The sequence below is a fragment of the Streptomyces sp. A012304 genome, from assembly GCF_026008495.1.
In the GTDB taxonomy this organism is placed as follows: domain Bacteria; phylum Actinomycetota; class Actinomycetes; order Streptomycetales; family Streptomycetaceae; genus Streptomyces.
On record NZ_BQUN01000095.1, the window covers coordinates 62,501 to 76,889 of the forward strand.

Sequence of the window (14,389 nt, forward strand, 5' to 3'; positions counted from 1 at the left end):
CCGATGCGACGCGGCAGTAATATTCCAGTCCCGCACCCGGAAGCGAACTGGCGTGCGGTGCCGTGAGCAGGAGGCACCATGCGACCGCGACCCCCGATCCAGGGCAGAGGCATTTTCAGCGGCACCGGCATCATCATCGCGTGCCTGGCGGCGACCCTCGTGGCGCTGGTCCTGCCGTTCTGGTCGTACGAGGACCGGTCCGGGACGGACGCGGACGTACTGAACGCGGAGACGGTGGCGACGCTGTACGGGCCGCTGTCCGGGCTCGACCGGGAGTTCCTCACCAAGGTCCGGCTGGCCGGGCTGTGGGAGCTGCCGGCCGGTCAGCAGGCGCAGGCGAAGGGCACGACCGAGGCCGTACGGACGGCGGGCCGACACCTCGTCGAGGGGCACACCTTCCTGGACGAGCGGGTGCGCACGGTCGCCGCGCAGCTCGGGCTGGCGCTGCCGAACGAGCCGGACGACCAGCAGAAGGCCTGGCTGGAGCAGCTGGACGCGGCGCGGGACGTGGACTACGACCGGAAGTTCGCCAACATCCTGCGCCTCGCGCACGGCCGGGTCTTCTCCGTCGTGGCGCAGGTGCGGGCGAGCACCCGCAACGCGCTGGTGCGCGGCCTCGCCGACGACGCCAACGCCACCGTGCTGGACCACATCCGGATCCTGGAGGCCACCGGGTACGTCGACTTCGACGCCCTGGCCCGGGACATGGCGGCCACGGGCGCCGCCCCCACCGCCGCCCCGCCGGGCCCGGCGGCCGACCCGGGACAGGTGGTTCCGCTCACGCCGTCACCGGAGCGGAGCCACCCGCTGCCGCCGGCCCGCGACCGGCCCGCCGACCCCGTTGTGTCAGCAGACACCGTGTCCCCGGCAGGTCGTGTCGCTTTACACGAGGCCGGAGCCCTTCGTGCTGGTGTGTTGCGGCGATCCATTGTGTCCTTTTCCCGCACGACCACATGATCGAGATCACACCTGTTCGTGCTGGGTGGGCGAGGAGTCGCAGCAGCCGATGTGGCCGCAGTTCGCACAGCGCCGCAGGGGGCCAGACTGTCTGTCGAAGTGTTGGCCCGGGATGCATGGACTCCATCAACGCCGAACACGACGCCCCAGAACCTTTCCGCGTTAGGCGCCGGCATGGAGGTGGGCCGCCCACAGGAACGGGACCTGGGTCCGGTTGAGCTTCCCGGGCAGGTCGTCGCCGTCGCGTATGCCGCGCACGGCTTGGTGCAGGGCCCACGCCGCCCCACTGGTGTCGATGACTCCGTCCTTGTTGCGTAGGTGGGTGTAGAAGGCGTCGGCGATGGTGACGGCGATCTGGTCGTCGATCTCCCAGAGGGTGCCGATGACGTGGGGGAATCCGGCGAGCTGGAAGGCGGAGGTCAGATGGATGGCTTCGTCGAGGAGGTCTGGGGTGTCGATGGCCGCGGTGCGGCAGGCCGAGAGGTAGGCCAGCTGGGCGCCGTCGAGGCGGACGGGGGCGAGGCTGGCGACGGTGAACGGGTCGCTGTCGTGGTCGTGGAGCAGCAGGTGGCTTCGGGAGGGGTCGGTGGGGTGGCTGGCGCCGTGGCAGGCAAAGTGCACGATCGGGTTGGTGGGTAGGTGGCGCAGGACGGCGGGCTTGGTCGGCGCGTCGGGTGAAAGCGTGGCGGCGTGGCTGGCCGGGTCGGGTTCGCTCAGCATCAGCGTGCGGGGCAGGTGGCGGCGTAACACCTCGGCTTCGGCGCTGACGTAGTTCAGTCGGCCGTGGCCGGGCAGACCGGGAGTGGTGGGCATCGCCACAACCAGCCCCTGTTCAGGTACGTCCTGGGCCGAGGTGCGCTGGCGGGCGTAGCGCAGGGCACGAACCGTGGGGGTGTAGGAAGAGACAACCCGGTCCATGACGGTACGCCGGTGCGGGTCGCCCGCCGGGTCGGCCTGGTAGCCGGCGGCGTGCAGGGGCAGGAGCCCCAGCAAGCCGCCTGGCACCCACCACACCCGAGGCCAGTCGGCTTCCGCCGGGGGTTGGCCGTGGTAGCCCAAGGCTTCGAGGACAGGTCCGGCGGCGGCATCCCACAGCCACTCCAGAGTCCGGACCATGACGGCCTGCGCCTGGCGCCGCTCGGCCCTGTCCGCGCCCGAGGCCGCGGTGTGCAGAGCCTGTTGGAAAGAGGTGACCGTCGCTGCCAGGACGCTGCCGCTGAGTTCGGGGAGTTCTTGGTGGGTGATGCCATCCTTGGTCAGGAGCAGGGCGTCGCTTCGCTCCTGGGTGATGTTGAAAACCACGACGGGGCCGTACCGGGCCTCGGTGAGGAGTTCCTCTGTGGTGGGCGGCAGCCCGAAAGACGCGAAGCCATCCAGGCCGCGAATTGTGTCCAAGACCGCAGCAAAGTCGCGGACCAGCTGGTGCCGGTCCTGCACAGCACGTATCCCTCGCGGCGCGGATGCGATGCCTTCCGTGTTCGTGCTGGCGATGGTGGAGGTATCCGCTGATTGGTCGAGTCGATCGCGAAGCTCGACGAACCGCCTGGCCAAGTCGGGGTGCTGTTGCTGCAGGTCGGTCAGGTCACTGCGGACATCCAGCGCCTGGCTGAGCAGCACTGCTCGGCCCGCCTCCAGCAGCCGCAGCGCCCGTGTCGCACGCTCCTGCGGCGTCCCCCGGGGGTCGTCGAGAGCCAGAGCGGCCGCAACTGCGGCCAATCCGGCTAAGCCACCGAGTACATGTTGTTGATCGCTACGCTGAAGTTGCCGGGGAGTTACTTCCGGTAGCAGCAGCACTGCGGCTTCCGCCATATCCGACGCCATCCTGACATCAGACTCGACGATCAGCGAAGCCACCGCCCAAGCCGCCCGAATACGGAGCGCGGGCGCAGCCGAGACAACCGCCCACGCCTCGGCGAACGCGGACGTCGCCTCCCCCAGCTCGGCAGCATCTTCCGTGCGCTCGAACCTGAGCAGCAGCGCGGTCCCCAGGTTGGACAGGTATGCAGCTTGGTCGGGGTGGCCAGCGGGGGTGGCCTCCACTGCCTCCCGTAGTGCGGTGATGGCGGCGTTGAGGTCCACCAGATCGCCCGTGCGTTCGTACCGGGCCCGCAGCGTAGCCCCTAGGTTGTGCAGAGGCGTTTGGTCGGGGTGCTTGGTGGGGGTGGCCTCGACTGCCTCCCGCAGTGCGGTGATGGCCGCGTTGAGGTCCGCCAGATCACCGATACGTTCATACCGGGCCCGCAGCGTGGTGCCCAGGTTGGACAGGGCCGCGGTCCGGTGGGGGTGGCCAACGGGGATGGCCTGCACGGCGTCCCGTAGCGCGGTGATCGCCGCGTCCAGGTCGGTCGCATCTCTCGTGCGCTCGAACCTGAGCAGCAGCGTGGTCCCCAGGTTGGACAGGGGTGCGGTCCGGTGGGGGTGGCCAATGGGGGTGGCCTCGACTGCCTCCCGCAGTGCGGTGATGGCCGCGTCGAGGTCCGCCAGATCACCGATACGTTCATACCGGGCCCGCAGCGTGGCGCCCAGGTTGGACAGGGGCGCGGTCCGCTGGGGGGGGCCAACGGGGGTGGCCTGCACGGCGTCCCGTAGTGCGGTGATCGCCGTATCCAGGTCCGCCGGATCACCGAACCGCTCGAACCGTCGCGACAAAGTACTTCCCAGGTTGGACAGGCGGCCAGCCCGGTCAGGGTGGCCAACGGGAGTGGCCTGTGCCGCCTCCTGCCCGGCGGTGATGGCGGCGTTGAGGTCCGCCAGATCACCGGTACGTTCGTACCGGGCCCGCAGCGCGGTCCCTAGGCCGGACAGATCGTGTGCCCGCTCGGGGCGGTCGACGGGGGTGGCCTGCACAGCCTCCCGCAGAGCTGTGATGGCCGCGTCGAGGTCCGCGGGATCACCCGTGCGTTCGTACTGGGCCCCCAGCGCGGCTCCTAGGTCGGACAGGGGCGCGGTCCGGTGGGGGTGGCCAACGGGGATGGCCTGCACGGCGTCCCGTAGCGCGGTGATGGCGGCGTTGAGGTCCGCCGGATCGCCCGTGCGTTCGTACCGGGCCCGCAGCGTGATCCCTAGGCCGGACAGATAGTGTGCCCGGTCGGGGTGGTCGATGGGCGTGGCCTGCACAGCCTCCCGCAGAGCTGTGATGGCCGCGTTGAGATCTGCCAGATCGCCCGTGCACTCGAACCGGGCCAGCAGCACGGTCCCTAGTTGGGACCGGCGTTCTGCCCAATTGGGGTGGCCGACGGGGGTGGCCAGCACAATGCGTTCCCACAGGTCCACGTCCGAGTCGAGCAGGCCAGGGTCAGTGGAGACGGGTTCCTGACTGAACAGGACGGTGGCGTACGGCTCCGCGGCGTCAGCGAGCTGTGGTAATAGGGGTTCCGGAAGATCATCGACACCGACCAGAAAGCAAGGGATGAGTACTGTGACCGCCGCTGCCTGCATCACTCGGCCAAGCTCATTGGGCATAGATAAGGACTCGAAGTACCACATCCAGCCGACCGCATGCCGGACCGGAAGATCTAGTGGGGCGCTGCTCTGGAGGAGCTCAAGGAGTTGCCCCATCTCGGCGCCCGCTTGCGGTTGCAGCGCCAGGGAGACATCGCCAGTGTCGCGGATCCGCTGAAGCCGGGCCTCAACCGCAGCAAGCGCTTCTTCACGCATCCTGTTCTTCCCTCCATCTCGATGCGATGCTTACCTCATCATCCTTTGATGCAGAGCAAGTTGACCCGAGCTGCCTGCTACTGGTGCTGATACACCATGCAGCCCGGACAACTCTCGGCAACGCGAGAAGTTCGATGGGAATGGAGCGAGTAATCCGTTGGCAGCGCGCATCAGCGCAGAGACCCGCGCCTGCAACGAGAACGCCATCCGGGCCGCGATGGGCCCACCGGTTGATCACAGTCGTGACCCGAGGGCCAGCCGAGTCTTCGAGGAGAAGATCGTCGTCTGTCAAGAGCGGCATGAGGTCCGGGATGACTGGCTGACTCGACAGGCCCCCAGGATTCCCAACCGGTCGATGAGAAGTAGGTCATGAGCACGCCGGTGACCGTACGTATGGGACGCGATCATCTGCAAAGCGCAAACTACGAGGTCCCGGCCCTGCGCATCCTCGATGAGACACGACAGTTCTGCCTACAGAAGTCACGGGGAACAGCTCCTGAGGGCCGACGGCCCGGGCAAACGGAACGTCACATACCCACAACGCTCGGTCCGGATCGTGAACAAGGCATGGCGTTCGCGCGTGTGTCTGGCATAGAAACGCGGCATGTTCTGGGTCCTTCTCCTGCTGCTGGCCTGGGCCGTCGCCGGTGCCGCGTGCACACGGCTGTGCCTGGCCGCCGTCCGTGCCGCGGCCGTCGACCCGGACCAGGGCCGGGAACATGATCTGACGCTGTACGAGGCGGCGTTCCTGTCCGGCGGCCCGGGCCGGGTCGCCGACCTGACCCTGGTGTCCATGGCCCGCCAGCGGCGGCTGCTGCTCGCCCACACCGGCTGGGCGACGGTGGTGGACCCGCGCGGGCGGGACGAGATGGAACGGTCGGTCATAGGGGCCATCGGGCCGGAGGGTCAGTCCCCCATCGCGCCGGTGCGGACCGCCGCGGCGACCGCGGACGCGGTGCGCGGTCTCGCCGACCGGCTGGTCCGCGCGGGCCTGGCGGTGCCCGACGGAGCCCGTACGACGGTGGCGGCGGGGGTACGGCAGGTGCGGGCGGCCGCCGTGGCGGTCCTGGTGCTCGGGTGCGTCGCGCTGAGCATGCCCGTGCCGTCGGACATGCCGCGCACCCTGGTCGCCCTCTGGTTCGCGCTGCCCCTCGCGCTCACCCTGAGCTGTCTGGCCATCGCCCGGGTCGAGGTCCACCCGTACTCCCCGTGGGCCTCCCCGGCCGGCCAGCGCCTCCTGGGCGCTCTGACCCACCGCGCCGACCCCGACGGCGACGACCGCACCTTCCTGACCACCGTCGCCGTCCGCGGCGTCCGCGCGATCACCGAGCCGGACCTGCGAGCGGCCTTCACCCACCGGGAGCCGTACCGGCGGGGCTGAGGGTCCCTCAGCAGGGGCACACGGGGGCATTGGGGCCGACACCCGCGGACGGTGCTTGCCTTCGACCGGAGGCGCACCAAACATCCCTTTTGTCGCCGCCGCGCACCGAAGGGACACGCGATGAGAGCTGCCGCCCTCTACCCGGCCGCCGGAGCCCTGCTCCTGACCACCCTCTCCGCCGTCCCCGCCGACGGGGCCCCGAGGGCCACCGCCGCGTCCGGGGTCGCGGTGGCCGCCGCCCGCGCCGCGGCGGAAGGCATCGACTTCGGCCACTGCTCCGACGCACGGAAGCTGCCCGGCAGCATGGAGTGCGGCACGGTCAGCGTCCCGCTCGACTACGCGCGGCCCCACGGCCGGCAGATCGAGCTGACCGTCAGCCGGGTGAAGGCCACCCACCGCGACCCGCGCAACAGCAAGCGCCTCGTGCCCCGGCAGGGCGCGCTGGTCTTCAACCCGGGCGGACCGGGCGCCTCCGGTCTGCACTTCCCGCTGATCGGGCTGATGCCGCAGTGGCAGCGCATCGGCGCCGCCTACGACCTCGTCGGCTACGACCCGCGCGGCGTCGGCCGCTCGGCGCCGCTGTCCTGCCAGGACCCCAAGGAGTTCTTCAAGGGCCCCTCCCCGGCGCCGACCCATCCCTCGGAGTCGTACAAGCGCGAGCGCGTCGCGCAGGCGAAGGCGTACGCGCGGGGCTGCGCGCAGCGGGCGGGCAGCGCCCTGCGGCACTACAACTCCCTGAACAACGCCCGCGACCTGGACGTCCTGCGGGCCGCGCTCGGCGAGAAGCAGCTGACGTTCATGGGCGCGTCGTACGGAACCTACTTCGGGGCGCTGTACGCGACGCTGTTCCCGGCGCATGTGCGGCGGATGGTGTTCGACGCGGCGGTCAACCCGGACCCCGCGCAGATCTGGTACCGCAACAACCTCGCCCAGTCGGCGGCGTTCGAGAGCCGCTGGGCGGACTTCCGGGAGTGGGTCGCCAAGCACCACGCGGTGTACGGGCTGGGCCGGACGGCTCAGGCGGTGCTGAGCCGCTACGAGCGGGCGCAGGCCCGGCTGGCCGCCGAGCCGGCGGGCGGCAGCGTGGGACCCGCGCAGTTGAAGAGCGCGTTCCTCCAGGCCGGGTACTACGACGACTACTGGCCGTCCCGGGCCGAAGCGCTGTCGGCGTATCTGAAGGGCGACCCGAAGCCGCTCATCGCGCTGGCCGCGCCGGTACGGGAGGCCGCGGCCGAGGCGGAGAACTCCAGCGCCGTCTACACGGCCGTCGAGTGCAACGACGCGCCCTGGCCGACGGACTTCACGGTGTGGGACCGGGACAACACGCGCCTCGCGCGCGTGGCGCCGTTCGAGACGTGGGACAACGTGTGGACGAACCTGCCGTGCGCCTACTGGCCGGCGCCCCGGCAGCAGCCGCTGGACGTGCGGACCGGGCCGGGCGAGCTGCCGCCGACGCTGATCCTGGCCGCCGAGCGGGACGCCGCCGCGCCGTACGACGGGGCGCTGGAGATGCACCGGCGGCTGTCGGGCTCGGTGCTGGTGACCGAGCGGGACGCCGGCACCCACGGCATCGCGGGCGGGCCGAACGGCTGCGTCAACGGCCATCTGGAGGCGTACCTGCTGGAAGGGCGGCTGCCGGTGCGGCGCGCCGCCTGCGCACCGCACGCGGAGCCCGTGCCGGGCGCCCAGCGGGAGGCGGCCGGGACACCGCGGGCCGTGCGCCGCTGACCCCGCACCACCGACCGGCGCCGCCCCGCTCCCTGAGGGAGCGGGGCGGCGCCGGTACGTCTTAGGCCAGGCCGGCGACCAGCTCGGCCACCGACTTGCGGCGGCCGGTGAAGAACGGGATCTCCTCGCGGACGTGCCTGCGGGCCTCGGAGGCGCGCAGATGACGCATGAGGTCCACGATGCGGTACAGCTCGTCGGCCTCGAAGGCCAGGATCCACTCGTAGTCGCCGAGGGAGAACGAGGCGACCGTGTTGGCGCGCACGTCGGGGTAGCCACGGGCCATCTTGCCGTGGTCGGCGAGCATGCGACGGCGGTCCTCGTCGGGCAGCAGGTACCAGTCGTAGGAGCGCACGAACGGGTAGACGCTGACGTAGTCGCGGGGCGTCTCGTCGGCCAGGAACGCGGGGATGTGCGAGCGGTTGAACTCGGCGGGGCGGTGCAACGCCATGTTCGACCAGACCGGCGTCAGCGCCCGGCCCAGCCGGGTGCGGCGGAAGAGGTTGTACGCCTCCTGGAGCTGGTCGCTGGTCTCGGCGTGCCACCAGATCATGAGGTCGGCGTCGGCGCGCAGACCGGACACGTCGTAGGTGCCGCGGATGGTCACGTCCTTGGCGGCGAGCTGGTCGAACAGCTCCTGGACCTCGTCGGCGTAGCCGGAGCGGTCCTCGGGCAGCACGTCCTTCAGCTTGAAGACCGACCACAGCGTGTAGCGGATGACCTCGTTGAGGTCCTTGGCCAGCTTGCCCTTGTTCGGGATCCTGCGGGGCTCGGTGGTGGGGGCGTCGTCACTCATGGTCCTCATTCTCCCGCTCCGCCGTGCAGACTCTGCACCGGGTGGGCGGTGAGTTCCCGCACGGCGCGCAGGTCACCGCCGATCTGGTCGACCGCCGCGTACGCGCTCGCGACGCACGCGGGGATGCCGACGCCGTCGTACGGGGCGCCGCAGACTGCGAGCCCGGGGAGCTTCGCGACGTGGTCGCGGACGCGGGCCACGCGCGCGTGGTGGCCGACCGGGTACTGGGGCAGTCCGTCGGTCCAGCGGGTGACCTCCGTGCGCAGCGGCATGGCCTCCAGACCGGTCGCCGCCTTCAGGTCCCGCCGGGAGACCTCGACCAGGTGGGCGTCGTCGCGCTGGAGGATCTCCGTCTCGCCGTACCGCCCCACGGAGGTGCGCACGACGACCACGTCCGGGTTCTCGGCGGCGATCCAGCCCCACTTCTGGGAGGCGAACGTCGACGCCTTGATGGTGCGGCCGTCGACGGGCGGGACGAGGAAGCCGCTGCCGTCGGGCAGCGAGACCTCGCCGCGGCGGTAGGCGAGGGTGACCAGCGCCATGGAGGCGTACTCGACGGCGCGCAGCTCGGCGGCCGCGGCCGGGCACTCGGCGGACAGCAGCCCGGCGGCGGCGGGCGCGGGAACCGCGACGATCACCGCGTCGGCGTGCAGTACCCGGTCGCCGGCCGTCACCCGCCAGCCGCCGTCGGCGGTCCGGCGCAGCTCCGTCGCGGGGGTCGCGGTGAGGATCTCGCCGCCGCGCGCGGTGACGGACCCGGCGACCGCCAGGGGCAGGGTGCCGACGCCGCCTTCGAGGCCCATGAACACCGGCCCGGTCTGCCGGTTCGCCTCGGCCTTCGCCTGGATGTCGCGCACGGCCTCGGTCAGAGAAGGGTGCGCCCGGGCCGCCTGGAACAGCTGCGGCACGGCCGAGCGCATCGACAGCCGGTAGGCGTCACCTGCGTAGACACCGCCGAGGAGCGGCTCGACGAGGCGGTCGACGACCTCGCGGCCGAGGCGCTGCGCCACGTACTCCCCGACCGCCACGTCGTCCCCGATCTCGGTGGGCGGCAGGTCGGCGTCGCGCTCGATGCGGGCGAGGCCCTCCTCGGACAGGACGCCGGCCAGGGCGGAGGCGCTGCCGGGGACGCCCATGACATGGCCCTTGGGCATGGGGCGCAGGGCGCCTCGGGTCCAGATCGAGGCGGTGGCGGTGGCGGGCGGCTGGAGGCGGTCGGCGAGACCCACCTCGCGCGCGAGGGCGACGGCCTCGGGGCGGCGGGCCAGCATCGACTCGGCGCCCAGGTCGACGCGGACGCCTTCGAGCTGCCCGGGCCGCAGCTTGCCGCCGAGCCTGCGGTCCGCCTCCAGTACGGTCACGCGCGCGCCGCGCTCCAGCAGCCGGTGCGCGGCGGCCAGACCCGCGATACCGGCTCCGATGACGACGACATGCCCGGTGCTCGGCCTCATGGACGGCGCCGACCCGGCGGTACCCGTTGCGCTCATGTCCCCCACTCTCTCAGACCCCACCGACACCCCGGCCGGGCCACGGTGTCCGGTCCGCGTCCCGACCGTGACCTCTTCGGAACCGTTCCCCGCCAACGTCCCGGCCCGCCCGGGCGTCGAAGGAGCGACAGTCGTCCGACGACCCTCGGGGGTACGCCCGCATGCGCACACGACACACCGCACGCACACGCCGTTCCGTACGGCCGGTCCACGCCCTGGCCGGGATCTGGCTGGCCGCGGCCCTCGCGCTGACCGGATGCAGCGGCGCGAACGACATGGACAGCGCCTCCGGGGCGAACGACAAGGCGGCCGCCGCCGACGAGGCCGGTGCCGCTGCCGCCGCGCCCGCCGAACAGGGCACGGGCGCGAGCGGCTCCAAGGCCACCGCCGCCCCGAAGCTCCCGGTGAACCGCATCATCCGCACGGCCTCCCTGACCGTGCAGGTCAAGGACGTGCCGAAGGCCCTCGACGACGCCCGCACCACCACCGAGAACGCGGGCGGATACGTCGGCGACGAGACCACCACCCGCGACGAGGAAGGCGCCGAGCACACCCGGGTCGTCCTGCGGGTGCCGGTCGAGAGGTACGACACCGTCCTCGACGGCCTCCAGGGCTCCGGCAAGCTCCTGGAGCGCACGGCGAAGGCGCAGGACGTCACCGACCAGGTCGTCGACGTGGAGAGCCGGATCACCTCGCAGCGCGCCAGCGTCGCCCGGATCCGTGCGCTGATGGACCGGGCGACCCAGCTCAGCGACGTGGTCACGCTGGAGGGCGAGTTGAGCCGCCGGCAGGCCGACCTGGAGGCGCTGCTCGCCCAGCAGGCGTCCCTGAAGGACCGCACCAGCATGGCCACCATCACGCTGACGCTGTCCCGGACACCGGTGGAGGTCGAGGCCCAGGACGACGACCCCGGGTTCGTGGACGCGCTGGCCGGCGGCTGGGACGCGTTCGTGACGGTGCTGCGCTGGATCGCCGTGGCGTTCGGCGCGGTGCTGCCGTTCGCCGCGGCGGCCCTCGTGCTCCTGCTGGTGTGGCTGCGGCTGCTCAAGGGCCGGCGCCGGGTTCGGCCGAGCGAGCCCGGGCAGGACTGAAGTCCCGCCGGGCCGTAGCGTGTTCGCATGAGCATGAGCGAGAAGGCGCGTGGTACGGGCCCGGGGCGGGAGCGGCTGGTGGTGATCGGCGGGGACGCGGCGGGCATGTCCGCGGCGTCCCAGGCCCGCCGGCTCAAGGGGCCCGAGGAGCTGGAGATCGTGGCCTTCGAGCGCGGCCACTTCACGTCCTTCTCCGCGTGCGGCATCCCGTACTGGGTGGGCGGTGACGTCACCGAGCGGGACGATCTGATCGCCCGCACGCCCGAGGAGCACCGCGCGCGGGGGATCGACCTGCGCCTGCGCACCGAGGTCACGGAGATCGACGTGGCCCGGCAGAGGGTACGCGCGCGTGACGTCGATTCCGGCGCGGAGTCCTGGACGTCGTACGACAAGCTCGTCATCGCGACGGGGGCGCGTCCGATCCGGCCGGACATGCCGGGGGCCGACGCCGAGGGCGTGCACGGGGTGCAGACGCTGGACGACGGGCAGGAGCTGCTCGACACGCTCACACGCGCGCGTGGGCGGCGCGCCGTGGTGGTCGGCGCCGGCTACATCGGCGTGGAGATGGCCGAGGCGCTCATCAAGCGCGGCTTCCTGGTGACGGTGGTGAACCGGGGCAGCGAGCCGATGTCGACCCTGGACCCGGACATGGGGCGGCTGGTGCACGAGGCCATGGAGGGGCTGGGCATCACCATGGTCGACGACGCGGAGGTGACGAAGCTGCTCACCGGCGAGGACGGCCGCGTCCGGGCCGTGGTCACGCAGGACGCCGAGTACCCGGCGGACGTGGTCGTGCTCGGCATCGGCGTCCGCCCGCAGACCGCGCTCGCCCGGGCCGCCGGTCTCCCGCTGGGCGCCCACGGGGGCCTGCTCACCGACCTGTCGATGCGGGTGCGCGGCCACGAGAACATCTGGGCGGGCGGCGACTGCGTCGAGGTCCTGGACCTGGTCTCCGGCCAGGAGCGCCACATCCCGCTCGGCACCCACGCCAACAAGCACGGCCAGGTCATCGGCACCAACGTCGGCGGCGGCTACGCCACCTTCCCCGGTGTCGTGGGCACGGCCGTCAGCAAGGTCTGCGACCTGGAGATCGCCCGCACGGGCCTCCGCGAGAAGGACGCCCGCCGGGTCGGCCTGCGGTTCGAGACGGTGACCGTCGAGTCCACCAGCCGCGCCGGCTACTACCCCGGCGCCTCCCCCATGACGGTCAAGATGCTCGCCGAACGCCGCACCGGACGGCTGCTGGGCGTCCAGATCGTCGGCAGGGAGGGCGCGGGAAAGCGCGTGGACATCGCGGCGGTCGCGCTCACGGCGGGCATGACGGTGGAACAGATGACGGCCCTGGACCTCGGTTACGCCCCGCCGTTCAGCCCGGTGTGGGATCCGGTGCTGGTCGCGGCGAGAAAGGCGGCAGCCAAGGTGCGGGACGCGGGCGGGGGGCGATGAGCCGCGTTCCCGGCCCGGGCGGGGCGGCGATCCACGCCTCCGGCCCGGGCGCGGGGCGGTGAGCCTCGTTCCCGGCCCGGGCGGGAGGGTGGTGAGCCTCGTTCCCGGCCCGGGCGGGAGGGCGGTGCGCCGCGGGCGCTCCCGCGCCGTGCGTGGGGGCGGTGAGCCGCGGCGCTCCCGCGCCGGGCGGGGGCTAGGCCGTGCCGCTGATCCTCGGCAGGGTCGACACCGCGGCGGGCTGCTCCGCCGGCTTCGCGTGCGCGGCCGTCGCCGGCCGGGACCGCAGCCGGTGGCTGACCGCCTCGTCGAGCGTCACCGGCCGCTGCATCTGGGAAGCGAGCCTGCCCGCCTCCTGGCCGAGCCGCGCCACGTCCTCCCAGGGGAGGCGGATCACGAGTGCCAGCTCCGCCTCACCGTCGGGCGTCGCGTGCATGGCAGGGGTAACCCGGTCGTTCATCGCCTGTTCCTCACGTCGTCCCCGCGGTCCGCCTTCCCCGGACCGCGGGCGGTTGCCGAGACATACGCACGCCCCGGGCGGGACGTTCACCGATTCGCCGAACGGATCGGGGGCAGTACTTCCTTGTGGTCATCCCCGTCCATGACGTGAACCCCGCGCGGCGCACCCCGGTGGTGACGTACGGGCTGATCGCCGTGAACGTCTTCGTGTTCGTCTTCATGCCGGGTCTGTCCGGGTCGGTGGCGGGCGACAGCGCACTGGCGCAGACCTGCCATCTGCACGCGTTCCTGGATCAGTACGCCGCCGTGCCGCGCGAGCTGATCCACGATCAGCTGCCCCGGCTGGTCCCCACGGGCGAGGTGCGGGACGGCGGGTGTGTGCTGGGCCCACCGGACTACGACAAGTCCCCGCCGCTGAGCGTCCTCACCGCGATGTTCCTGCACGGCGGCTGGCTGCACCTGCTGGGCAACATGCTGTTCCTGCTGATCTTCGGCAACAACATCGAGGACCGCATGGGCCACGTCCGCTTCGCGCTGTTCTACGGCGCCTGCGGCTACGCGGCGTCGTACGGCTTCGCGCTGCTGAACGCCGACTCGGCCGACCCGCTGATCGGCGCGTCGGGAGCCATCGCCGGGGTTCTGGGCGCCTACCTGGTGCTGTTCCCGAAGGCCAGGGTGTGGGTGCTGGTCCCGTTCCTGATCTTCCTGCCGCTGCGGCTGCCGGCCTGGCTGGTGCTGGGCTTCTGGTTCGTGCTCCAGGCCTTCTATTCCTCCGGCGAGGGCGTCGCCGACGCGGGCACGGTGGCGTACGCGGCGCACATCGTGGGCTTCCTCGCGGGCATGCTGCTCGCCTGGCCGCTCAAGGCGGGCACTCCGCCGCCGCCGGAGCCACGGGGGCTGCTGTTCGGCAGGCGGGCGCGGCCAGGATGGTGAGAGCGACCGCACTCGGGGCACGTCCGGGCGCCAAGGTGATCACGACCAGGGGATCATCGGTGCTGATCCGGACTGCACAGGCAGCGTCACGCCCTGTCCGGTGCGACGTCTCAGGAAGGACAGCCACACAGGCCGGGCAGCGCCGCGTACCACCGCGATCGCGGCACTGCCCGCACTATGCGGCTCACCCGCCGGGGCCGACCTGCCGCGGTGGCTGAGCCGGTGCCGGAATGCTCCCCGTATCCATGCCTCCGGGGTCCGGGCCGCCGCCCACCCCCGGCCAAGGCCGTTCGTCTGCGCCGGGCAGCCAGACGGCATCCGCTTCGCAGCGGCGGACGGCGACGGCTCGCGCCGTGCGCAGCGCTGCGACCACAGCCCTCGCGGGACCAAAGGTCCTGGACCCGGGAACGGCCGCATCTAACACATGCGTGCACCTGCTGACAGGGCCGTTCGGGCATGA

Annotated in this window: 10 protein-coding genes; 6 read left to right on the forward strand and 4 right to left on the reverse strand. The window is 72.0% G+C overall.

What is annotated here, in order from left to right; genetic code table 11:
- The first annotated feature begins 78 nt into the window (after nucleotides 1-78).
- Nucleotides 79-957: a DUF4142 domain-containing protein gene (locus tag ALMP_RS20325; protein WP_264930312.1), complete on the forward strand. Its 879-nt coding sequence runs from the start codon at nucleotides 79-81 to the stop codon at nucleotides 955-957.
- Between the two features lie 162 nt (nucleotides 958-1,119).
- Here ALMP_RS20325 and ALMP_RS20330 read toward each other — a convergent pair whose 3' ends face one another.
- Nucleotides 1,120-4,614, reverse strand: coding sequence for a CHAT domain-containing protein (locus ALMP_RS20330; protein WP_264930314.1), 3,495 nt, complete (start codon nucleotides 4,612-4,614; stop codon nucleotides 1,120-1,122).
- Nucleotides 4,615-5,218: 604 nt separating this feature from the next.
- Between ALMP_RS20330 and ALMP_RS20335 the strand changes: the two genes are divergently transcribed.
- A complete protein-coding gene (locus tag ALMP_RS20335; protein ID WP_264930316.1) occupies nucleotides 5,219-5,995 on the forward strand; it encodes a TIGR04222 domain-containing membrane protein in 777 nt (258 codons plus the stop codon).
- Between the two features lie 120 nt (nucleotides 5,996-6,115).
- Nucleotides 6,116-7,723, forward strand: coding sequence for an alpha/beta hydrolase (locus ALMP_RS20340; protein WP_264930318.1), 1,608 nt, complete (start codon nucleotides 6,116-6,118; stop codon nucleotides 7,721-7,723).
- Nucleotides 7,724-7,784: 61 nt separating this feature from the next.
- Here the strand turns inward: ALMP_RS20340 and hemQ are convergent, their stop codons facing one another.
- Entirely contained in the window at nucleotides 7,785-8,516 is a 732-nt protein-coding gene (hemQ, locus tag ALMP_RS20345) for a hydrogen peroxide-dependent heme synthase (protein ID WP_264930320.1), read from the reverse strand.
- Nucleotides 8,517-8,521: 5 nt separating this feature from the next.
- Nucleotides 8,522-10,003 (reverse strand): protoporphyrinogen oxidase, encoded by a 1,482-nt coding sequence (hemG, locus tag ALMP_RS20350; RefSeq protein WP_264930322.1) that lies wholly within the window; start codon nucleotides 10,001-10,003, stop codon nucleotides 8,522-8,524.
- A gap of 161 nt (nucleotides 10,004-10,164) precedes the next feature.
- Between hemG and ALMP_RS20355 the strand changes: the two genes are divergently transcribed.
- Both ALMP_RS20355 and ALMP_RS20360 read left to right on the forward strand, forming a co-directional pair.
- Nucleotides 10,165-11,094, forward strand: coding sequence for a DUF4349 domain-containing protein (locus ALMP_RS20355; protein WP_264930324.1), 930 nt, complete (start codon nucleotides 10,165-10,167; stop codon nucleotides 11,092-11,094).
- A gap of 27 nt (nucleotides 11,095-11,121) precedes the next feature.
- A complete protein-coding gene (locus tag ALMP_RS20360) occupies nucleotides 11,122-12,540 on the forward strand; it encodes an FAD-dependent oxidoreductase (protein WP_264930326.1) in 1,419 nt (472 codons plus the stop codon).
- A gap of 193 nt (nucleotides 12,541-12,733) precedes the next feature.
- Here ALMP_RS20360 and ALMP_RS20365 read toward each other — a convergent pair whose 3' ends face one another.
- The gene (locus ALMP_RS20365; RefSeq protein WP_264930328.1) at nucleotides 12,734-12,997 is read right to left on the reverse strand and encodes a hypothetical protein; all 264 of its coding nucleotides are present in this window, start codon (nucleotides 12,995-12,997) and stop codon (nucleotides 12,734-12,736) included.
- Nucleotides 12,998-13,122: 125 nt separating this feature from the next.
- Between ALMP_RS20365 and ALMP_RS20370 the strand changes: the two genes are divergently transcribed.
- Nucleotides 13,123-13,929, forward strand: a complete 807-nt coding sequence (locus ALMP_RS20370; protein WP_264930330.1) for a rhomboid family intramembrane serine protease — start codon at nucleotides 13,123-13,125, stop codon at nucleotides 13,927-13,929.
- Nucleotides 13,930-14,389: the final 460 nt, after the last annotated feature.